Raw genomic sequence first — 23037 nt, 5'->3', positions numbered from 1 at the left:
AATCCCTCGCCCTGTCGCTGTGTATACAGCAAACAAAGGGACGAGAGATTGTGTAATATACATTCACCCGTGGTACCACCCACATTCCGGAAACCTGACACTTTAGCCGTTCAGGCGATCTCTGATGATTCAGGTTTGCCCAAGGCATTCTGATCAAGCAGATATTCCGCTCTACGTGTAACGCACGTCCTGCGCAGGCCAGCTACTGGTCAACAGATCATATCTGCTGTGTTCGCCGTCTGTTCTCGGGGAAGTCATTCGTCCGCTCATCAAGAGAATCCTTACAGCCTGGGGATTCCTCTCTGGTCATGTGGGCACGGAGTACTTGGTCCCGTCATCAAATCAGTAATATAGTTCAAAAATCGACTTGTATTGACTATAGTCAACGTATTATTTTCTGATTGTAATGAACCGCAGTGCTAAAGTCAAGGGTTAACACGAAAAGATAGCTCTAAAAAATTTTACTCACACACTGCACCGGGTGGGGGAGTGACAGAAATCACGGATAATAGAAGCTGGATTCATCATATGAATTCCAACTTCTATTCGCTTCTTATTCCTCTATTGTTGCAGCATCCACTTCAACAGATCCGGCGCGCTCGCCCATAAACGGGAATGCATAATGACATATTCAATCGCTTCGTCGGAGTCGCCCATGCCGACAAAGTCAGGGAGGTTATGCGGCAGCCGTTTCAAACCCAACAGGTAATCAGGCACATGTTTGTTCACACCCCGGGCTACACGATACAGCATTTTGAGCTGGGAGGTGATTCCGTTTTTCTTATACTCCAGAATGATCTTGTCATAGGCAAAGGCCGCTGCGGCGTCATCTCTTCCATACTCCTCCAGCAATTGCCCTGCCTGTTCCAATTGGTTGCTGTACAGATACACAGCAGCGAGCAGGTAACGTGCTCCGGTATTGTCTTCCGTATTAAGCTCTAGCATATGCTCCAGGATCTGTGCTGCTTCTTTCGTATCTCCACCAAACCAGCAGGATTCGGCATAGCTTTTGCATATCCGGATATAGGGACGAGTCTCATGAAGCCCCCAGAAGTCCCCTTTGTTCTCCTCAAAGAATAGTTCGCCCAGTTCACGTTTGCCAGCAGCGATTCCTTCCTTGAGGTAAGATCGTGCATCATTCTCATTGTCCGATTCCTCAGCCAAAATGAGATATGCATCAGAGCTGTCAGGATACATCTCCAGCGCTGTTTCCGCCAGATGTACTCTCCGTTTGGAAGAGCTCGCTTCCCTCGCCTTAGACAGCAGAGCCTGTGCTTTGTCTTTCGATGTGCCTGGACCGTTCAGCATCAATAGCTCGTCCGTTTCACCGCCCATGCCGTATTCTTCGATGTAACTATTCATCTCCTTAACCTTCCGGGAGATCGTGCCTGTCGTTACCTCATATTTATCAGCCAGCTCAGCCTTTGTGACATTGAAGCCGTATTCCTCGGACAGCAAATACTCAATTGCAGCAGAGAACGAGCCTGTCTTCTTCACAGTAGGGCGGGTCTGACGGGAGTAGCCGTTCCATAACACCAGAGCTTCCAAAATTACCTCGGGCTCGTATTGGTTCCTCATGTTCTCAATAGTCTGCAGGGCCAGCTGTTCGTGAGCCGGGTGCTCCCATTTCAAATCGCTTGCCACCATCTTTTTCAGCTTGGTCAAGGTCAGTTTGCCCTCAGGCTGCATGGAGGCTTCCCGAACCGGTTGCTCCTTTGATATTATCCCCAGTATGGATTCTACTGCAGAGGACTCCTTGTTCAGACAACATTTCTTATATTTTTTCCCACTACCGCATGGGCATAAATCATTTCTTCCAACCTTACTCAAAACTAATTCCCCCTTAAATCTGTCTCTAGCCATTCGCATGAGAACTCTGTTGCTTTAGCATTGTAGGTGTCATTTCTCAAACGAGGCATTCTATATAACTTTCAAATTCCATCGATCAAGCAGAAACGGCTGCCCCTTACTTATATAAAAAAGGCGGGGCCGTTTCAGCGAGTATATGTTTCATCTGGAATATGACGGATCACTCTGGCGATGAGTTCCTCATACTCTCTGTCATAGAATTGGATTCGCCTGAACCCAATCACTGGAGCTAGATTTACCGTCCAATGTAGCCCAACTATGAAAACAATTCGCTGTAGAATATATAAACCCATCTCTCTATTCTAGCAAAAATTGAATAAAGGGGTAAGCTCTACCCAAAACATACACATTCTCAGCTCAAAAAAATAGCCTGCACACGGTGTGCAGGCTCAAAGGATATATAAAAAAAGGGGGTCATGTGTGTTATTATAAGCCCACTATGTTAAAGGCTTATGTATCTAATATTACAGTAATATTACAAAAATGATAGCGCTTTATAAATTAGTTTTTTAATATCCTCCTGATTAAAAAGCCCTTGCACATCACTCGACTGTGTGGTCGAGCAGTGCAAGGGCCAAGAAGTATCTACACGTTAATTCAAATCTTCCACATAGGCATGGTTGGAACGAAGCTTATGAACAATCTCGTCATAATCCTCATCTCTTACTTTGGCAGACAGAACATAATGCAGATCATCATAATCGGCCGAAGACACATCTGCAGCATTCAGCAGGTCTCCATCCTCATTCACTCTGTCACGAGTATCCCGTTCTGCATCACGGTCCACATTGGCTACTACAGGGATCACATTTTCGCTAGCTGGAACACCAGGGGCTGCACCTACACCCATTGCTCCGTTGGTGCCTACGCCACCTGCTGTATTATAAGGCACCAGTGGCACCATAACACGCGTGTCTCTACCTACCGCACTGTCCAGTTGACCTACTTCCAAATGCTCTGTACGGAACGTCTGAAGTGAAGTTCTTGCTCCCTCTGCCTCGTCCTCGGTTCGAAAATACGCCTGAATATGTTTTGTCATGTCAAACCCTCCTTTTTCGGAATGAAATGCAACGTGAAGTTTGTAAACGTCACGATGTAACGTAGTTAAGATACATCAATGTATGTCAGTTGTACTGGCTGAAGTTATATAACTTTTAGCAGTTCACGTACAAACGCTGGCTCATCTTCAGGTGTTCGGGATGTAATATAGTTTCCATCCACAACGGCCTCATGATCCTTGAACTCTGCTCCTGCGTTTACCATATCATCCTTAAGTGGTGGATAGGATGTAATGGTACGGCCTTTCAAGAGACCGGCACTAGCCAAAATTTGCGGACCATGACAGATCGCAGCAATTGGTTTCTTCGCACTGTTGATCTCGGTGACAAATTTCAAGATGTGCGCATCACTTCGCAAATTCTCAGGGGATGATCCACCAGGAATCACGACTGCATCATAATCTGAAGCGGATGCATCACCAATCGCCTTATCTGTGGTATAGGAGGCCTTTCCTCCTTTACCTTTAAGGGTCTCACCGGCTTTTAATCCGATAATCTCCACTTCATGTCCAGCTTTTTTTACTTCGTCATACGGGACCTGCATCTCCGAATCTTCAAAGTCATTCGCCAATAAAAAAGCAACTTTACTCATAACGTATGTTCTCCTTTCCGTGTTCGAACTTTCTTTATAAAATCGGGTCTTGCAGTACATTGGCACTTCGTTGTGCCTCGTTTTGTTATTACCCTCACCAGAGCAATTTATAACAATTCAATGTAATTTCATTTTGTAACGAAGTCTTCAAACGAATAGTTAAAAAGATCAACTCACGACAAAAAGTCCTGATTCGGGAAGGAATCAGGACTTTTTCAAAATCTGTATAATCCAAATATCGGATGTTTATATCCCTGTGTAGACATTCAAGATCGCGGAAGATGACTCTGCTTCCCTTTGTCCGAATCCTGAAGTGCCCAGATCGTTGCAACATACTCAGCAGCCGAACGGGCAAGGTGCAATGATTCATACAGGTTGCCAGGGAGTAACAAAGGTTCTGAACGGGTACGTGTTTCTTTCGCAGATTGGCGCATAATTGGATGGATACTCCTTTGATCATGAAATGGTCATCAACGAATTATCCCTTATTATGGCCTGAACCCCATGGAATTATGCACGTGGTTCCTGACGAACCGGACTTTCAAGCATCAAAGTCACGGGTCCCCAGTTGGTAAATGTTACATCCATCATCGCTCCGAAACGCCCGGTTTCAACCTGGATACCTTTATCCCGTAGCAGTTGATTAAACGTTTCATATAACAGTTCTGCCGCTTCAGGTCGGGCCGCAGCCGCAAAGCTCGGACGCTTTCCTTTGCGACAATCTCCGTACAGGGTGAACTGGGAAACAGACAATACAGCACCGCCTACATCAAGCAGACTGAGATTCATCTTCTCCTGATCATCCTCAAATATCCGCAACCCACTAACTTTGTCAGCCAGATACTGGGCATCCTTCTCGGTGTCCTCATGGGTAATGCCTACGAGCAGCATTAATCCGGACTGGATCTTACCTGTCAGCTCGTCTCCCACGGTCACCTGAGCCTCTTTACAGCGTTGTACAAGCACCCTCATCTTACAGGCTCCTTACTGCATAATCCGATGCACCGAATAGACATCTTTCACACGTTTGATCCGTTCTACAACGGATTGCAGATGATCCGTATTACGAATCAGAATTGTGACGTGCACCAATGCTAATTTATTTTTATCTGTCCGTCCTGTAACGGCAGATATGTTGGTTTTACTTTCAGATACAGCCTGAAGTACCTCGTTGAGCAAGCCATTCCGATCATGGCCTGTAATCTCAATATCCACACTGTAACTTGCTTCGATATTCTCTTCCCACTCGACCTCAATAACACGTGCTGCTTCTTCTCCGTCTGCACTTGTCGGAATATTCGGACAGTCACTACGGTGTACGGAAACGCCGCGTCCGCGTGTAACATATCCGATAATGTCATCCCCAGGTACAGGATTACAGCATCGTGCGAATCGAACAAGCAGATTATCGATGCCTTTGACACGAATACCGTTGGTTGGACGATTTCTGCGCTCAGGCGCAGGTTTCAGCTCGCGCATCTCGGAATTTAATTCCAGCAAACTGGACTCTTCCTGCTCTTTACGCAGTTTTTCGGTTGCTTTGGTTACAATCTGTGCAGCAGTAATCCCACCGAATCCAACAGCCGCAAGCATGTCATCAATATCGTTAAACGCATATTTTTTGGCAGCTTCCATCAACTTGTCATCCGTCATCCACGCAGAAGGATCAAGCCCCATGCGCTTCAGTTCACGCTCACAGCTCTCCCGACCTTTTTCAACGTTTTCTTCACGGCGTTCCTTCTTGAACCATTGCTTGATCTTCGCTCGTGCATGAGAAGATTTCGCAATTTTCATCCAGTCCTGGCTCGGTCCGTAAGAATGTTTGGACGTCAAAATTTCGATGATATCACCTGTCTTCAGATGATAATCGAGCGGAACAATCCGACCGTTTACTTTGGCACCAATGGTCCGATTACCAACCTCCGTATGGATTCGATAAGCAAAATCCAAAGGAACAGAGCCGATTGGCAATTCGATGACTTCTCCTTTTGGCGTAAATACAAATACCAGATCCGAGAAGAAATCCATTTTGAGTGACTCTACGAATTCTGATGCATCCTGTGCTTCGTTTTGAAGTTCAAGAATTTCACGGAAGAACGTAATCTTGTCTTCAAAATGATTTCCGTTCGCAGCGCCTTCTTTGTAGGCCCAGTGGGCAGCAATACCAAATTCAGCAGTCCGGTGCATATCCCATGTCCGGATCTGTACTTCTGTTGGTTCGCCATTGGGACCAACTACCGTTGTATGCAGCGATTGATACATATTCGCCTTTGGCATCGCAATGTAGTCTTTGAAGCGTCCAGGCATCGGTTTCCATAGCGTGTGTATAATTCCCAGGGTAGCATAACAATCCTTGATATTATCCACAATAATACGAATGGCAAGCAGATCATAAATTTCGTTAAACTGCTTGTTTTTGGTGGTCATTTTCTTGAACACGCTGTAGATATGTTTCGGGCGGCCCGAAAGGTCTGCCTGAATTCCCATCTCATCGAGCTTGTTCGTAATTCCATCCATAACCGTATCAATATATTGCTCACGTTCTGCACGTTTTTTGTGCATGAGGTTAGCAATTCGGTAATACTGCTGCGGATTCAAATAACGGAGGGCGATGTCCTCCATTTCCCATTTGATTGCAGAGATACCCAAACGGTTTGCAATCGGACAGAAAATTTCCAGCGTCTCATATGAAATCCGGCGCTGGCTTTCTTCCGACTGAAACTTGAGTGTCCGCATATTATGCAGACGGTCAGCCAATTTAATCACGATGACACGGATGTCCTGCGCCATGGCGATGAACATTTTGCGGTAGTTCTCGTTCTGCTGTTCTTCCTTGGAGCGAAACTGAATACGTTCCAGCTTCGTCAAGCCGTCAACAAGCATGGCACACGTATTGCCGAAATGATTGCGGATCTCTTCAAGTGAGACCGTAGTATCCTCTACTACATCATGAAGAAGCGCTGCTATTATGGAGATGGTGTCCATCTGCATGTTCACAACAATGTCGGCAACCGCAAGCGGATGCAGAATATACGGTTCTCCCGATTTTCGCGTCTGTCCATGGTGGGCCTGATCAGCAAATTCGTAAGCTTCTCGTATGCGCACCAGATCGGGTTCTTTGATATATGCCCCGGCCTTCTCGAGTAATTGCTCTATGCCCATTCTGATCTGTTCCGTGTCCTTTCTATACCAAATGGAACCCGTGACAGTGCTGCAACACAGGTTCCCCGTAAAAGTAATTTCCTATAATTATGACGCTTCGCCCGTTTCCCGTCAACTGCTGACGAATAAGAGCGCTTATCCAATTTTTATATTGGTGATCTGAATTACTTCTATCTCGTTTCCCTATGACTCACAGGGGATTGGATGTATTTCTTATTTCTTATGTATTATTGCCGTTATTTGCTGAAATAGAAGGAAAATTCATGAAAATATTAATTCTATCGCTCTGTTACGTCAAAAATGTTATTGATTAATTAAGAGAAACTCTGTAATCTATTGAAAGTTTGTGTTTCGGAAAAGGAGATGAAATTCATTGCAACGCGAAATTCAGGTTAATCAAAAGATGCCACTTGGCTCAGGTTCACTGCTTAGCCTTCAGCATTTGTTCGCCATGTTTGGCAGTACAGTACTTGTACCAAACCTGTTTGGTGTTGATCCAAGTATGATCCTGCTGATGAACGGGATTGGAACACTGTTGTACATACTGATGTGTAAAGGAAAGATCCCTGCATATCTCGGGTCCAGCTTTGCCTTTATTGCTCCTGTCACTTCAGTATTGAAAACACATCCAGAGAACGGCTACTCCATGGCACTTGGAGCTTTTATCATAACAGGACTTGTGTTCTGCCTGGTGGCTTTAATTATTAAATATGCTGGAACAGGATGGATCAACGTTGTATTCCCACCAGCGGTTATGGGTGCTATTGTTGCCCTGATCGGTCTGGAGCTTGTACCCGTGGCTGCAGGAATGGCAGGTCTGATTAATCCTGATGTCCTTAAATATCCCAACTGGGCACCTCAAGCCAAGCCAATTATTTTGTCCATGGTCACATTGGGAATCACAGTAATTGGTGCCGTAACGTTCCGTGGATTCCCCAAAATCATTCATATTCTAATCGGTATTGTAGTCGGTTATATCCTTGGCTATTCTATGGGTCTGGTTGATAAACAGGCTATTGGAAACGCTGATTTCATCTCACTACCAACCGTAACAACGCCTACATTTGACTGGTCCGTTATTTTCACCATTTTACCTGTAGCGCTTGTGGTTATCGTTGAACATATTGGACATTTGCTTGTAACGAGCAGCATTGTAGGCAAAGATCTTTCGAAAGACCCTGGGCTTCATCGTTCCCTGCTTGGTAATGGGGTCTCCACCATTCTGTCCGGGTTTGTAGGATCTACTCCCAATACAACCTATGGTGAGAACATCGGTGTAATGGCCCTGACTCGCGTATACTCCACATATGTCATTGGTGGCGCAGCAGTCATTGCAATCGTACTCTCCTTCTCAGGAACATTCTCGGCGCTTGTAGCCAATATTCCTGTGCCAGTTATGGGTGGCGTATCCCTGCTTCTGTTCGGGGTTATTGCAGCATCTGGTCTGCGTATTCTGGTTGAACAGAAAGTCGATTTTGCCAAACCGACCAATCTGCTGCTTACTACACTTGTATTGGTCATCGGACTGAGTGGTACAGAAGTTACCTTCTACGGCGTTCATCTGAAAGGGATGGCATTGGCAACCATCGTCGGAATCCTGATGAGCTTGTTGTTCAAACTGTTTGAAGTGCTGGGTTGGTTGAATGACGATTCACGTAAACAGCCTATCACTGAAAAAATGCCCGATTAACTTCCATCGTATACACATCAAAAAGCCTGTTCTCCCTAACCTTACGGTTGGAAGAACAGGCTTTTTGATAATCATTAATGCTGTATATTATTTCCCGGGAAACGGAAAAACAATTCATGTTTCATCACAGCGGTACATGTGGAGATTTCAGCTTAATAATTCATCAATGTGAATACATCGATTTCTGGCAATTTAGCACGACCATTCAGATCAGACAGCTCAATCAGGAAGGCAGCTCCGACAACTTTTCCACCCAATTGTTCAATCAAGTTGATGGAAGTTGCAATCGTTCCACCCGTTGCGAGCAGATCATCTGCGATCAGGACATTTTGACCTTTTTCAATCGCATCTGTGTGCATCGCGAGTGTATCCTTGCCATACTCGAGATCATAACCAACTTCAATCGTCTCTCCAGGCAGTTTTCCACTTTTGCGAATCGGAGCAAAACCGACACCAAGAGCGTATGCCAGAGGGGCGCCCACAACGAAACCACGTGCTTCAGGTCCAGCAATAACGTCAATTTTGAGATCAGAAACCATCACTTTCAGTTCATTGATCGCATTGCGGTACATTTCTCCATCCTTCAACAATGTTGTAATGTCCTTAAAGCTGATTCCCGGTTGTGGAAAGTCAGGAATGACACGAATATAATCTTTAAAATCCAAAATAATCTCCTCCTAAAATAAATACACAAACTTCCATCTAAGATACGCCCTTCATCCGGGATATCATCCATTGTGTCAGTTGCGGTGTGGCTGCATCCAGCATCACCTGTTCTATCTCGGCCATATTTTCGAGCGCCTGATAGTGACGTGAAGCGGTTAGTTCACGCTTAGGCGGGTTATCCACAAACGCAATTTTGCCGTTATCACGGGTAATGAAGGATAACTCTTCGAATACATCCAACATCATCGTAATCATGCGCGGTGAACAACCACACTGACGACTGAGCACAGGAGTAATCTCTTGTTCCTCCACGGGTTCAGCTTTCCATTTCAACACCTGCATATAAATACGCTTAAAGAGTTCTCTGGAAGGCATCTGAAGGCGATCTCGGCGGTTGCCTGATCCGTGCAGAAGGATGATATTCTCAGCTCCACTGAACAAAGCCAGCATGGCATTAAGTTGTTCCGGGGTTTCCGGCGTATCAAACACAAATAACGTCCGGACTTGTTCCTGTCCATAATGCTGTGCAGCAGCATTACACGGAAATAACCCGACCTTTCTATCATATACCCAAAGGCAAGGTTCATACAATGAATTTCCCTCGGAAACATCTGTTTCTTTCCGAACAATAGCACCAACAGAACCAGATTTATATCGCAGATGCACCTCAAGTGAGCTCAAGAAATGTTTCATCGCATTTAATGGCTCGGCATTACCGCGCAAATCAAACACTTGGACCTGAGGAACATGAATGTCCTGAAGCATCAATTGAGGTTTTCTCATCCCATTCCATTCATTGATGGACAGTTCTCCCATCACATCAATAACGGAACCTGGGAGAAGAAACTCTGCTAACGCTCCCTTGCCAAAAGCGACGGTTTCCAGTTGCTGACCATCCTGTTCCAGAACCAGTTTCAGATGGCGTTTCTCTCGTCCCATCGTTCTGGTTTCCTTCACAGTCACACTTCTCAATACAAACCGTGGCGAAGGATTGCTCATTCCAAAAGGCTGCAATCTGTCGATCTCCTGGATCACTTTCAGCGGAACATCACTGATTCTGCATTCATCATCCGCAAGACGTTGAGGTACAAAGTCCTCTTCAGTTAATACAGATGCAGCAAACTCATTCAAACCAGCCTCAAGTTCTTCCAACTGTTCCCTATGCAAGGTCATACCTGCTGCAGCAGGGTGTCCCCCGTAATGGTCCATAGTGTGTTTATTGACTGTGAGTGCCTGATAGATATCCAAGCCCTCAATGGAGCGTGCAGAGCCCTTGCAGACACCGCTCTCTGGATCGATCCCAAGGATAAGTGTAGGTCGGTAATAACGCTCCAGCAATTTGGAAGCCACAATACCAACCACTCCAACGTTCCACCCCTCACCAGCCAATACGATTACATCTGGAACGGATCCTGAACGAAGCTGTATCTTTTGTTCCAACTGTGCAGTTGCTTCTTGTAATATGCCCTCTACGACTTGCTGCCGCTCCCGATTCAATAGATCAAGCTGGCCCGCAAGCGTATGAGCTTCATCCAGATTCTCGGTGGTGAGAAGCGATACCGCTCTCCCCGCATGATCCAAACGTCCACTGGCATTAATACGAGGTGCCATGGCAAAGGCAATATTAATTGAAGTCACCTGACTCTGATCCACCCCACTGATTTCCAGCAATGCACTTACACCGGGAAGACGTGAACCACGCATCGATTCTATTCCATAACTGACAATAACCCGGTTCTCCCCTTCCAAAGGCATCAGATCGGCAACGGTGCCGATGGCGGCAATCTCCATCCATTCACCGGGCACTTCCCCGATTAATGCCTGAGCGAGCTTCAAGGCTACTCCCGCTCCTGCCAAACCTTTAAAAGGATACGGGCATCCTGGAAGTTTCGGATTAATAAGTGTAAAGGCTTCGGGCAAAATTTCAGGCGGCTCGTGGTGATCTGTCACAATGACTTCGATGCCCAGCGTGGCCGCATAGGCAATCTGTTCAACAGCACTGATTCCGGTGTCCACGGTAATAATCAATGAAACGCCTTGTTGATGGGCCCAATCCAATGCATGGTTGTGCAATCCATACCCTTCATTCGAGCGATGAGGGATATATATATCGTACGAAGCCCCAAGATGACGCATCAAATGGATCATGAGCGATGTGCTGGATACGCCATCAGCGTCATAATCCCCGTAGATCAAAATATGTTCTTCCCGCTCCAATGCCAGCTTGATACGTGGCACAGCTTCATTCATGCCGAGGAGCAGATAGGGATCATGCATCTGATTCAGGTCAGGATGCAAAAAACGTTCGGCCTCCTTCTCATTGTGCACTCCTCGACTCACAAGCAAACGTCCAACAAGGGGTGAAACGGAAAGCGCCTGCGAGAGTCCCGCAGCCGCCTCCAAATCGATATTCGGTGTATTCCACCGGTATTGCGAATAAAGCAATGATAACGCTCCTTTCCTGATCTACTGGACCCGCGCTTCACTACTGAATTAATGTCGCTTCGTGATCGGGCAGTTCATGATTGGATTTATAGGGATAACCTGGATCATAAGGTATCGCTTGAATCTGTACTTCTTTCACATGACTGAAACGGGTGAGCAGTAGAGTCTTGGCCCGATTAGCAATCTCCTGTGCTTCCAGTATTGAGATTCTCGGGTTCACACTAATGACCAGCTCAATCGTAACGTCGTGTTCCTGTTCACGTGCAACCAAATGCTCAATGGTAATGATGCCATATACCCGCTGTACGGTCTCTTTGAAATCTGACGCTTCTTCCTGCTCCAGTTCCTGAACGAGTGAACCATATACCGTGTCCACAATCATTCGGTAACCCTTGTGAAGCACAAAACAGGAAGCAATCAACGCAGCCGTGGGGTCCAGGTAGAGCAGCATGCTCAAACCCGTCTCTTTACCAGCCATCGATCCTATAATGCCGATTAACACGGTGAGCGAACAATAGAGTGCACGGCGATGTTGCTGTGCATAAGCCAGCGCCTGAGACTGGTTTCGTTTACGGAAATATCTGTACTGAAATTGAAAAATCGCTTCTTTCACAGCCAAAGCTGCAACAGCCACCAAAAGTACCGACTTGCCGGGTGCTTCCGGTTCACTTCCGGAGAGACTGCCCAATGCGGAGATGGCAAGCTGTAATCCACCCATGAGAATCAGCACAGATAACAATACTGAGATTCCGGGTCTAGCAACACTTGAATGTTCTTTAAACCGTCCCCTGCGAGCCTTGCTCTTATCGCGTACAGACTTGGAGGGAAAGAGACCAGCCAGGGCAGAACCAGCTTCAGAAGCAGAATACAAGCCGTCAGCGAGCAATGATTTGCTGTTTGCCATATAACCGACTCCCGCTTTGATCACCGCAAGTCCCATATTACCGGCAATACCGCTCCATGTGGCAGCCTGAGCAGATGGGATATGTTCTCTGGTCATGAATATTCCCCCTTAATTCTGTACATAAAGTTGCAAAACCGCGCCTGGCAGACGCGGCTTCACAATAAGATGTTTAGTTAGATTCTTTAGCTACTGTTTTTGGCTTATCCACTTGTTTACCTTTGAGCATCAGCCATAGTGGAGCGGCGATATAGATTGAAGAATATGCACCGAACAGTGTTCCGATAACCATCGCAAGCGAGAACATGCGAATGGATTCTCCACCAAATATGAACAAACAGATTGAAGCTGCAAACACGGTGAATGTTGTATTCAGGGAACGTGTCATCGTTTGAGCCAAACTGCGATTGACTACCTCGCGTAGGTCGGCTTTGGTTGTCTTTTTGGCAAAACGCAGATTCTCACGAATCCGGTCAAAGATAACGATCGTATCGTTAATCGAGAACCCAACAATGGTCAATACTGCGGTAATAAAGGTCAGATCGACTTCCAAACGGAAGATAGAGAACACACTTATTACAACAAATGCATCATGGAAGAGTGCGATAACCGCAGCCAAACCAAAGCGCCACTCAAACCGGATCGCAACATAGATCATGATCCCGATACTTGCAATGAGTACTGCGTAGATCGCGTTGCGCTCCAATTCTTTGGCCATCTCCGGATCAACGGTATTTACTTCATACGAAGCTGATGCATCCAGTTTGGCAAATTCTTCTTTGAACTTACTTTCTTGATTTTCATCCAATACGTTCGAGAAACGAACATTTACACGGTCAGCCCCCGATGTAATGGTAACATCACCCTCATCAACACCGATGCCCTTAACGATAGGTTTAATCTGCTCCGCTGTGATTGCTTTGGATACCGAGATATCCACATTCGATCCAGCACGGAAATCAACTGCATAATTCAAACCCAAAGCCAGAATGCTGATGATCCCCGTAATCGTCAGAATAATCGAGAAGATATAGGCAATCTTACTACCTTTAACATAATCAAAATTCCAATTAAAGCGCACGAATTTCACTCTCCTTCACTCCGAAGTACTTAGGCTTCTTCAACACGTTACCCCGTACAAGCAGGGTCAACAGGAAGCGGGAGAAGAAAATATTCGTGATAATACTGGTGACAATATCAAAAATCAGCACGAGTGCAAAACCTTTTACCGCACCTGTTCCCAAGAAGAACATAACAGCCGCAGCAATAATGGTTGTGATGTTGGAGTCAATGATTGTTCGGAAGGAATGCTTACCACCCGCTTTAACCGAAGACAAGATCGACTTACCACTGCGCATCTCTTCTTTAATCCGTTCGTACGTGATGATATTGGCATCCACCGCCATCCCTATACCCAGGATAAACGCCGCAATACCTGGAAGGGTAAGCACGAATTCTCCTAAATAGAAGATTGCAAGTACCAGCCACGTATGTGTGATCAAGGCAAAACTCGCGATTATACCAGGAATGCGATAAAGCCCAATCATGAACACTAGAATAATAACGGAACCAATCAATCCTGCTTTAATGGTCTGATCCAGAGAAAGCTTACCAAGTGTTGCACCAACACTTTGTGAATACTTCTCTGTAAGTTTCAGTGGCAATGCACCCAAGTTAATGGTGTCACGAAGCTGGTTTGCTTCGTCACGTGTGTAAGCACCCGAAATCTGAGCGGAACCATCTGTCAACTGTTGTCTAACGGTTGGAGCAGATAGAAGCTCATCGTCCAAATAAATCGCGAGAGGTTGTCCGATCAAACGTTTGGTAATCTCGGAAAATTTGGCTTTATCTTTCACTTGAATGTCAATCATCGGCTCATTCAATTGAGTGAACACAACTTTGGCTGCATTCTCAACAAATTCATTTCCGCGAAGCTCAATTTTGGTGTATTCGCCTTCCTTGTCGTTCTCAGCTTTACTACGGAAGGTCAAAACAGCCGGCTCTTTCATTTTGGCTCTAACTTCAGCCTCATCCGTAACCCCTGCCAACTTCAATCGAATCCGGTTGCTTCCTTCAGTGGTTACCTCCGGTTCGCTTGTTCCGAGCGCATTGGCGCGGCTTTCAAGACTTTTGGCCGTTTGCACCAAAGATGCTTTGGTGACTTGTTGACCTGCTTCGAGCGGCTCTGCTTCATATAAGATCTCGTAGCCTCCCTTTAAATCAAGGCCCAAGCGTATATTTTTGAGCAGTTCCGGGCTTGTTCCCACCATTACCCCTGTGGTGACAAGCACGACCAGAATGAAACTGATAATTCTTTTCATGCCGTTCCTAGATCCCCTTTCGTTCTCAATATTCCTATTATAGCGATGCCGTAAAAAGCAGTCAATTTTCAACAAAAAAGATCCCTTTCGTCTAGAAAGAGGACCCCCGGTATGCAGACACGGTCATAAAGTTCATAAAGCTTGTTGCTTTCAGTGACAAAATGTCGTTCACCAGCTGGTGAAGCGGTGGAATGCCCTGTTTTTCATATTTATGACTGACGCAATTCCAGACATCTTTGCTGGTGACATATTCGTAACCGACAAGCCTTAATTCCTCCGCTTTGCTACGGCAGAGCATCTCTATTGACTGTTCCAACTCCACATCATTCATTTCTTCCAACGGGGAGCCTCCCTTCGTACATCCAAGCCTTTATGCGGCATCAATATTACATGATTCGACTTCGCCTGATCATATTCCTTCTTGCTGAATATGGTTCTTTTTGTTAATCGTGTCCAAGTTGTCATGAGAAGATAAAGGACTGGCATAGGATGAAGAACAACGGCTTTGTCCCGTTTATGTTGATAGCCTGTACTTTCAACCGGGAAAGAGGGGTAATCTTGAAGAAACAGACATTTATTCAGGGGGCCATGATCCTGCTCGCGGCAGGCATAATTAATCGAATACTTGGTTTCATCCCGCGCATTGCGCTGCCACGAGTCATTGGTGCAGAAGGTGTTGGCATCTACCAATTGAGCTATCCCTTTTTTATCGTACTGGTGACATTAATTACGGGTGGTATTCCGCTCGCCGTAGCCAAGCTCGTAGCCGAAGCTGATACCGGTGCCAATCGTTATTCCCCCCAGCGAATCCTGCAAGTAAGCTTAAGCTTTACATTGACCCTGGGTGTTGTATTCATGTTTTTGTGCATCCTGTTTGCACCCTGGGTTACCAAGTACGTGCTCACAGATGAGCGGGTATACCATACGTTCGTTAGTATGAGCCCCATGATTGCCATTATCGCCGTATCTGCTGTCTACAGAGGGTATTTCCAAGGTAAGCAAAACATGATGCCTACTGCCATTTCATCCATTGTTGAAACCATCATTCGTATCGTCTGTGTCATTTGGTTTGCCTGGCTTCTCCTCCCCCACGGTATTGCCCAAGCTGCTGCTGGTGCCATGCTGGGAGCGCTCGTTGGAGAATTCGGCGGTATGCTTGTACTCTTGTGGAAGTATAACAGGCAGAAGAAAGAGTTACCGCTCGCTAACCAACAGAACATGTCCAATCTCACAGCCAAACCTTTAAACCCAATACCTTCAGTTCTGAAAGAAACGGGTACTCCACAGCCGGGATTAATCCGGCGTTTGCTTGCAATCTCTATTCCTGTTACAGCAGGCCGATTGGTTGGCTCCTTATCCTATTTGGCCGAAACCATCGTTACTGCCCAGAGTCTGGCTCTGGCAGGCATATCCAAAGGGCTCGCTACAGCACAATATGGTGCATTACAAGGTATGATTATTCCTTTGCTGCTGCTGCCGGGGGCACTAACCTCATCGCTCGCGACATCACTTGTGCCTTCACTGTCCGAAGCTTCTGCTCAGGGAGATCGCGCACTGATTCACAAAAGAATGCATCAGGCATTACGCTTGGCACTTGTGACAGGTGCTCCGTTTTCCGTGTTTATGTATGTGCTTGCCGAACCGATGTGTCTTGTTCTGTATAATGATGCATCGATCGGAAGCATGCTGAAGCTAATGGCTCCTTTTGCTTTGTTCATTTATATTCAAGCTCCTCTTCAAGCTGCACTACAAGCTCTTGACCGTCCGGGTAAAGCATTGCTGAATACGTTTATCGGTGCTGTTATCAAAATCACGTTGATTTTAACACTTGCTTCCCGGCCTGAATATGGCATCTTCGGTGCAGTCATCGCCATCTGTGTGAATTCTACTGTAGTTACCCTGTTACATGCCCAAAGCGTACGTAGCCTGCTACAGTTCCGCTTCAAAATGATGGATTGGGTCAAGACGGGTGCAGGAATGTTTATCATGGGAGCAGCGACCCTACTCGTATACGAAGAGACCGCCATGATATTGCCTTTTTGGGTGAGGATGCTTCTCGCTCCTTTTGTCGGGCTTATCGTGTATTTCATCGTCATGGGCTGGACCAAAATGATTGACTTTCATGATCTGTCCCGTGCTCCTTTGATTGGTTCATGGTTCAAGCGCCGCTCAGGCAAATGATTTTCATTTTTTATCATCTTTTGGACTGACATATATCTTCCCATTGTGGTCAATGGAGCATATAAATACATCTTTGAAATCCATAATTCCGTTCTGTTGAATTTGATTTTTCAGCCAAAATCTCGTTTTCTGGATGATCTCCAGATTCTGATCCTGGACTTTTCCATCCATGATTAAGGGGAGTGGCAGACCTTCATATTTGATATTTGGAAATCCGTCAATCTGGTTTTTTCCCGTTTTGGATTTACTGGAAGAAGAATCTTCTGAGTCAGAACCGGAAGAATTGCTTTCGTTAGAAGTATTCTCATCCTTGGGAAAAACGGTCAGCTTGCCTGTGGTCTCCAAAATAGCGAAATCAACCTCTCCGATACTGTCTACATTCTGTTCACGGAGTTGTTGTAATAGATCATCCAGATTATATCGTTGCTTCCGCATCTCATCCCGGTGAAGAACGCCTTTGGAGATCAAAACAGTAGGTTTCCCATCAATCATCAGACGAAGACGCCGACTTTTAAGGCCTATAAAGGCCATTCCGATCTGTACAATGATCAAGGTAAGCATGGGGGCAATCCCGTGAGAGAGCGGTTTATCAATATCTTCAATGACAAAAGCAGCCATTTCAGCAAGCATAATGGAGACAACAAGATCAAACATGGATAGCTTACCAATCTCACGTTTACCCATAACCCTCATTGCACAGTACACCAGAAAGTACATGAGAATGGTTCGAAAGATATGTGATCCGACATCTGGGAAGTTCACAACAGGGGTCCTCCTTCGAAACTGAGTTTTTAACAGTTAGCTGGGTAGTGCAATCCCTATTTTGACCTGAACCTTACATGCTCATGCAGAAATAATCCGTTCATTTAATGGAAAACAGTTCATAAGTCCGAAGGCTTGACCATACACTGTATTAACTTATAACTTGTACAAGGGGGTTGCTTCATGCAATTGATCCGCCGCTTGGTTTCGTTTCGAGTGTCCAATCCGATTCTGTCAGGCCTCTGTCAGGCTTTTGTATGGATGTTTATCGGGGCATTTATTCTCTCCTTGTTTCTCTGGATGAGTGGAATGCGGGAACAGGACCTCTCATTGTATACCTATGTTGTTCATGGCTTGTCATTATTGGTTGGTGGTTTTGTCGCAGGCAAACGTTCTGGTGAAAAAGGATGGTACTACGGAGGGATTACCGGAATCGTATATGGACTCCTTGTGCTGTTGATCGGATTTCTCGCGCTGGATGCTTCGTTTAATTGGAAGGATAGTTTACAACTGCTTAGCGCGTTCTTCATTTCAGCTCTCGGTGGTATGTTCGGTGTTAATACGCATCGCTCCTAGCTGACTCGTAAAGAACATCTACCTTCCCTCATAAATCAAAAAAGAGAACCGGGTCTCCAGGGAGATCCGGTTCTCTACTAGGGAATACGCCACAAACGCACCCTCGTTATTCTATGTTACAGTAACTATTCAACAGCCGTATCACGAGCTACAGCCGTGCTGATTGCATTACGGTCAAATGTAAGCTTAGTTACATCGTTTACACGCAATACAACCACATCGTCCGTAATCTCAGCGATCGTACCGTGAAGGCCACCAATCGTTACAATTTTATCGCCCTTTTTCAATTGGCTCAGCATCGAATTCCGTTGCTTTTGCTTTTTGTTCTGTGGACGAATCATCAAGAAGTAGAAAATCGCAACCATGAGTACCAAAGGTACAATCAAAGATACGATTCCACCGCCTTGCGCTCCTGCTAGAGTCATTCCCTGAAACATTCAAACTCCCCCTTATCGACTATACATACAGATATTGCTTGTTACGCCAGTTCCCTCAAAACCTCAATCAGAAACCTTTGTCATTGTCATGAAGACCATATTGATCGAAAAATTCATCCCGGAAATCAAGCAAACGATCTTCCATAATGGCTTTACGTACATTACGCATCAAATTCTGCAAGAAATGAAGATTATGGATCGTTGTCAAACGCAGGCCAAATGTTTCATCTGCTTTGATCAAATGACGCAGATAAGCTCTGGAATAGTTGCGACAAGTGTAGCAATCACATTCAGGGTCAAGTGGCCCAAAATCAGTTGCGAACTTGGCATTGCGAACTACCAGACGTCCTTGGCTGGTCATCGTTGTTCCGTTACGGGCAATCCGAGTAGGCAGAACACAATCGAACATGTCCACTCCACGAATAGATCCCTCAATCAACGCATCGGGCGAACCTACCCCCATCAAATAACGTGGTTTATTGGACGGCAACAAAGGTAACGTATAATCCAGTACACCATACATCAAATGTTTCGGTTCTCCAACACTCAGTCCACCAATAGCATACCCCGGGAAATCCATGGAAGTCAAATCTGCGGCGCTCTGACGGCGAAGATCTTCATGCATGCCTCCCTGTACGATGGCAAACAAACCTTGGTCATGCGGACGAGCGTGACTTTCGAGACAACGTTCTGCCCAGCGGCTTGTTCTTTCGAGTGATTTTTTTACATATTCATATTCAGCCGGATACGGTGGGCATTCGTCAAACGCCATCATAATATCGGAGCCAAGTGCATTCTGGATTTCCATCGCCACTTCAGGAGAAAGGAACTTCTTGTCTCCATTCAGATGAGAACGGAAGTTAACGCCTTCTTCCGTAATCTTGCGCATCTCGCTGAGAGAAAACACTTGGAATCCGCCGCTGTCCGTCAGAATTGGACGATCCCAGTTCATGAATTTGTGCAACCCGCCAGCTTCACGGATGATTTCATGTCCTGGTCTCAGAAACAGGTGATAGGTATTACTCAAAATAATCTGAGCATCCATTTCTTTCAACTCTTCAGGGCTCATTGTTTTGACAGTCGCCTGTGTACCTACAGGCATAAAGGTTGGTGTCTCAATAATACCGTGAGGTGTATGTACACGTCCCAGACGTGCACCGGATTGTTTGCAAGTTTTGATATGTTCATACGTAATTGCTGCCATTGGTTTTAATCATCCTCTAAAAGTTAATCGTTATACTAATATATCAACATGGCATCGCCGAAGCTGAAGAACCGGTATTTCTCTTGGATGGCTTCCTCATATGCCTGCATAATATGTTCCCTGCCTGCTAGTGCACTAACCAACATAACCAACGTGGATTTCGGGAGATGAAAATTCGTAAGCATCCCATCGATCACTTTGAAGGAATAGCCCGGATAGATGAAAATGCTGGTCCATCCGCTGCTCGCTTGCAGTATTCCATTTTCAAATTTGCTGCCTACCGTTTCCAAAGTCCGACAGCTCGTTGTCCCAACCGCAAAAACACGGTGTCCATTCGTTTTAGTCTGGTTAATCAGATCTGCCGTTTCTTGTGACAAGGAGTAATACTCCTCATGCATAACATGATCTTCAACAACGTCAACCGACATTGGTCTGAATGTTCCCAGTCCTACATGAAGCGTGATGAAGGCCACATTAACACCTTTGGCACGAATCTGATCCAACAATTCATCCGTAAAGTGCAGTCCCGCTGTAGGTGCAGCCGCCGATCCTTCATGCTTGGCGTACACGGTCTGATACCGTTCGCGGTCATCCAATGTCTCCTTGATATAAGGTGGCAACGGCATCTCACCCAGACGGTCCAAAATCTCTTGGAAGATTCCATCATACGTAAACGTAAGTGTACGTGCCCCCATCTCGCCCTCTTCTTCAATGATTGCCTTGAGTTCATCACTAAATACGATGACTGAACCGGCTTTCAGCTTTTTACCCGGCTTAACCAGTGCTTCCCACTTGTCGCCTTCCACATTTTTGAGCAATAATACTTCCGCTTTTGCTCCGGTATCTTCTTTTGTACCGAATAGACGGGCTGGTAGAACACGTGTATCATTCAGGATCAATGTATCTCCGGGATTCAGAAAATCGATAATATCAGGAAACGTTTGATGATTAATCTCACCACTATCTTTGTTCAAGGTAAGCAAACGGGATGCCGTGCGATCAAGCAACGGCGTCTGTGCTATCAATTGCTCTGGTAATTCAAAATCATATAAGTTCACATTCATTTAGTTTCATTCCTTAACAATAGTCGCATTTTGATAATAGTGTTTCAATATTGTCTGGTAATCATACCCTTCATCTGCCATGCCTTTGGCTCCCCATTGGGACAAGCCCAATCCGTGGCCATTGCCCTGACCGATGAACATGAAGGTCTGACCCTGCGTTACCGCTCTCGCTTGACCATCACCACTCATAACTACAAGTGCATTACCGGATGATGTTCCTGTGCCAGAAGAAGACAATACAGAGGCACCATTTGAGCCGGTTTTACTGGCTGTTTTGCCGTCAGCGCCTAATACAGTATAACTTCCGGTCCCTGCAATATCAAATAGAGTGCTCGGTAATCCACCGAGCGCAGAGCGGTATGTATCGGCATATTTCACCGTCATAGCCTGTCCGTTGGCAGTGACTTCAAGTGTTCTTCCGGAAGGTCCACGCTTGGTCACTTCCAAGGTTGAGATTGAAGCAGGAACAGAAGATGTTGTTTTACCCTGAAGGGATTTAACCAACTGGGCAGACGTGAAAGGTCCTCTCACCCAAGCATAATCGTTGGATTGAGCCACTTTTGCCAACACAACAGCTTCGTTGCCTGGATTCATTTTAGCTACAGGTTCAACGGTGGATTGAACTAACGGAACGGCACGCACATTGGTATTCTGAGCCGTTACCGTCACTTTTGCCAGTCCCGCATTGGTCTTGGTCGTTAATTCTTTGATGTTATCCTCACGAATGTACCCGCTAACGCCTGTACCCAGCAGCACATGGTACCACGTATGTAATCCTGCCTGGGCTGATGTATCTCCTGAGCTAACCACATTGGTGAACACACCTGCTCCGCCGTTCCATACCTCAGAAGGATGAGCGGTCTGGCCACCAGCATTGGAGGAGAATACAGCTTCGATGATTTTCCCACCGCTCTTGACCACTTCTCCAGCAGTTGCATCCACTGCACTGGTTACTTTATCGTTCTCCGAACCAATCCCGTTGTAGGCTTGGCTGAGCGTTGTATCCACGACATTCGCAATTTTGAAACGTTCACCCTGTTGAAGCGCGTAGGATCGAGCAGCTACGGCTTGAACTTTCAGAGCTTCAGCAGGCCAGGAGGAATACACCTCTGCCCCTACGACAGAGTACAGGTATTGCTCCAGTGGAACGACGTTGACCAACGCCAGATCACCACTTACGATGCTGATTTCCATATCTCCACGATACGTTCGCTGGGAACGTTCCACTACTTTGATACCATTGCCATTCCCTTGTACCAATGCTTTGGATTCAGTACCTGCAATGGTGTAATGCGGAGCTGTTTTGAGTGCATCCGTACTTAATCCTGCATCCTGGCGGATGATGAGCCCTGCACTATTGTTGACAGGTGAAAGGCTTACCCCTGGAGCTTTGGCTTCCACACTGTTCTTCAATGCGGTTAATTCCGCATCCGTTGAAGCTTCACCCACCCATACCGCGTATGCTTGGCTTCCCCCACTCAGTTGAAGGACTGGATTGACAATACTAACTCCTGCTGATAAAAGGTTGGCTTGTGCTGCCTCTGCTTCCTGAATCGAACCATAGGTTCCAGCAGACAGGCGTTTACTTCCCGTTACAGCTGGCTTTTGACCAGCCAATTGAGCTGCTGCTACCTTTTGTACCCGTGTAACAGCTTGTCCAGCAAGTGCCTCCGTTGCATAGTTGCCTGTGTAGAGCTGATAAATGGCATTTCCATTCACAGACGTTGTAAACAGCAAAGGTTTATCCGCTGTTGCTTGCAACAATTTTGCTGCTGCAGATGCTGCCTTGAAATCCGCTGTTTCCAACACTTTCACTCGGAATCCATCTGCACTGAAACGGACTTGCCCTGCCGGAAGGCTTACATTTGCGCCACTCTCCGATTGGATGCTCCATTGTCCCGTCGATTCAAGCGTAATGAGTGGTGTAGTTGATTTATACGTACTACCCAGATTTGCAAACATGGCTACCCGGATCGTCTGTCCATCATTTCCTGCTGCATACGCAGGCACTTGCAGACAACCCACTGTCAAAAGAGCTGCCGCCAGTACCTTCAATCGACGACTCCACTTCTTCGTTCGTATTGCTTTTCCCACAATCAGACTCCTCTC

20 protein-coding genes are annotated in these 23037 nt (G+C 46.0%); 3 read left to right on the top strand and 17 right to left on the bottom strand.

Annotation, left to right across the window (positions count from 1 at the left end; all coding sequences use genetic code 11):
- Positions 1-561: 561 nt before the first annotated feature.
- The 6 genes from MKY28_RS02570 to MKY28_RS02545 all read right to left on the bottom strand — a co-directional run bounded on the left by MKY28_RS02570 (position 562) and on the right by MKY28_RS02545 (position 6681).
- On the bottom strand, positions 562-1830 hold the full coding sequence (locus MKY28_RS02570) for an SEC-C metal-binding domain-containing protein (RefSeq protein WP_340934706.1): 1269 nt from the start codon (positions 1828-1830) through the stop codon (positions 562-564).
- Between the two features lie 631 nt (positions 1831-2461).
- Positions 2462-2908, bottom strand: coding sequence for a hypothetical protein (locus MKY28_RS02565; protein WP_036616903.1), 447 nt, complete (start codon positions 2906-2908; stop codon positions 2462-2464).
- Positions 2909-3012: 104 nt separating this feature from the next.
- Positions 3013-3519 carry a type 1 glutamine amidotransferase domain-containing protein gene (locus MKY28_RS02560; RefSeq protein ID WP_036616900.1) on the bottom strand — a complete coding sequence of 169 codons (507 nt, stop codon included), beginning with the start codon at positions 3517-3519 and terminating at the stop codon, positions 3013-3015.
- Between the two features lie 266 nt (positions 3520-3785).
- Positions 3786-3953 (bottom strand): hypothetical protein, encoded by a 168-nt coding sequence (locus MKY28_RS02555; RefSeq protein WP_017686784.1) that lies wholly within the window; start codon positions 3951-3953, stop codon positions 3786-3788.
- Positions 3954-4029: 76 nt separating this feature from the next.
- A complete protein-coding gene (dtd, locus tag MKY28_RS02550) occupies positions 4030-4491 on the bottom strand; it encodes a D-aminoacyl-tRNA deacylase (RefSeq protein WP_047844082.1) in 462 nt (153 codons plus the stop codon).
- A 12-nt stretch (positions 4492-4503) separates the two neighbouring features.
- Positions 4504-6681: a RelA/SpoT family protein gene (locus MKY28_RS02545; RefSeq protein WP_036616894.1), complete on the bottom strand. Its 2178-nt coding sequence runs from the start codon at positions 6679-6681 to the stop codon at positions 4504-4506.
- Between the two features lie 373 nt (positions 6682-7054).
- Here MKY28_RS02545 and uraA point away from each other — a divergent pair, with 373 nt between their 5' ends.
- Positions 7055-8371: a uracil permease gene (gene uraA, locus MKY28_RS02540; RefSeq protein WP_340934704.1), complete on the top strand. Its 1317-nt coding sequence runs from the start codon at positions 7055-7057 to the stop codon at positions 8369-8371.
- 152 nt (positions 8372-8523) lie between these two features.
- Here the strand turns inward: uraA and MKY28_RS02535 are convergent, their stop codons facing one another.
- The 6 genes from MKY28_RS02535 to MKY28_RS02510 all read right to left on the bottom strand — a co-directional run bounded on the left by MKY28_RS02535 (position 8524) and on the right by MKY28_RS02510 (position 15035).
- A complete protein-coding gene (locus MKY28_RS02535; RefSeq protein ID WP_017686780.1) occupies positions 8524-9036 on the bottom strand; it encodes an adenine phosphoribosyltransferase in 513 nt (170 codons plus the stop codon).
- Between the two features lie 37 nt (positions 9037-9073).
- Positions 9074-11482 (bottom strand): single-stranded-DNA-specific exonuclease RecJ, encoded by a 2409-nt coding sequence (gene recJ / locus MKY28_RS02530; RefSeq protein WP_036616889.1) that lies wholly within the window; start codon positions 11480-11482, stop codon positions 9074-9076.
- 40 nt (positions 11483-11522) lie between these two features.
- Positions 11523-12482 carry a cation diffusion facilitator family transporter gene (locus MKY28_RS02525; protein WP_340934701.1) on the bottom strand — a complete coding sequence of 320 codons (960 nt, stop codon included), beginning with the start codon at positions 12480-12482 and terminating at the stop codon, positions 11523-11525.
- A gap of 73 nt (positions 12483-12555) precedes the next feature.
- Positions 12556-13464, bottom strand: coding sequence for a protein translocase subunit SecF (gene secF, locus MKY28_RS02520; protein WP_340028536.1), 909 nt, complete (start codon positions 13462-13464; stop codon positions 12556-12558).
- Positions 13454-14704: a protein translocase subunit SecD gene (gene secD / locus MKY28_RS02515; RefSeq protein WP_051447453.1), complete on the bottom strand. Its 1251-nt coding sequence runs from the start codon at positions 14702-14704 to the stop codon at positions 13454-13456. The genes secF and secD overlap by 11 nt, the downstream gene beginning before the upstream one ends.
- Positions 14705-14795: 91 nt before the next feature.
- Positions 14796-15035, bottom strand: a complete 240-nt coding sequence (locus MKY28_RS02510) for a post-transcriptional regulator (RefSeq protein ID WP_036617497.1) — start codon at positions 15033-15035, stop codon at positions 14796-14798.
- A gap of 227 nt (positions 15036-15262) precedes the next feature.
- Here MKY28_RS02510 and spoVB point away from each other — a divergent pair, with 227 nt between their 5' ends.
- Positions 15263-16885 carry a stage V sporulation protein B gene (gene spoVB / locus MKY28_RS02505; RefSeq protein ID WP_127551042.1) on the top strand — a complete coding sequence of 541 codons (1623 nt, stop codon included), beginning with the start codon at positions 15263-15265 and terminating at the stop codon, positions 16883-16885.
- Between the two features lie 3 nt (positions 16886-16888).
- On the opposite strand, the gene MKY28_RS02500 is transcribed toward spoVB, so the two are convergent.
- Positions 16889-17602 carry a YetF domain-containing protein gene (locus tag MKY28_RS02500; RefSeq protein ID WP_422395291.1) on the bottom strand — a complete coding sequence of 238 codons (714 nt, stop codon included), beginning with the start codon at positions 17600-17602 and terminating at the stop codon, positions 16889-16891.
- Between the two features lie 228 nt (positions 17603-17830).
- Here MKY28_RS02500 and MKY28_RS02495 point away from each other — a divergent pair, with 228 nt between their 5' ends.
- A complete protein-coding gene (locus tag MKY28_RS02495) occupies positions 17831-18223 on the top strand; it encodes a TIGR04086 family membrane protein (RefSeq protein ID WP_036616878.1) in 393 nt (130 codons plus the stop codon).
- Between the two features lie 125 nt (positions 18224-18348).
- On the opposite strand, the gene yajC is transcribed toward MKY28_RS02495, so the two are convergent.
- The 4 genes from yajC to MKY28_RS02475 form a co-directional block, all read right to left on the bottom strand.
- Positions 18349-18660 carry a preprotein translocase subunit YajC gene (gene yajC / locus MKY28_RS02490; protein ID WP_074096232.1) on the bottom strand — a complete coding sequence of 104 codons (312 nt, stop codon included), beginning with the start codon at positions 18658-18660 and terminating at the stop codon, positions 18349-18351.
- A 67-nt stretch (positions 18661-18727) separates the two neighbouring features.
- Positions 18728-19864 carry a tRNA guanosine(34) transglycosylase Tgt gene (tgt, locus tag MKY28_RS02485; RefSeq protein WP_036616872.1) on the bottom strand — a complete coding sequence of 379 codons (1137 nt, stop codon included), beginning with the start codon at positions 19862-19864 and terminating at the stop codon, positions 18728-18730.
- A gap of 35 nt (positions 19865-19899) precedes the next feature.
- The gene (queA, locus tag MKY28_RS02480) at positions 19900-20928 is read right to left on the bottom strand and encodes a tRNA preQ1(34) S-adenosylmethionine ribosyltransferase-isomerase QueA (protein ID WP_340028535.1); all 1029 of its coding nucleotides are present in this window, start codon (positions 20926-20928) and stop codon (positions 19900-19902) included.
- Positions 20929-20934: 6 nt separating this feature from the next.
- The gene (locus tag MKY28_RS02475; protein WP_340934699.1) at positions 20935-23022 is read right to left on the bottom strand and encodes a SpoIID/LytB domain-containing protein; all 2088 of its coding nucleotides are present in this window, start codon (positions 23020-23022) and stop codon (positions 20935-20937) included.
- Positions 23023-23037: the final 15 nt, after the last annotated feature.

Source organism: Paenibacillus sp. FSL R5-0473 (genome assembly GCF_038004565.1).
In the GTDB taxonomy this organism is placed as follows: Bacteria; Bacillota; Bacilli; order Paenibacillales; family Paenibacillaceae; genus Paenibacillus; species Paenibacillus amylolyticus.
This window is presented reverse-complemented; position numbering and strand designations above follow the sequence as displayed.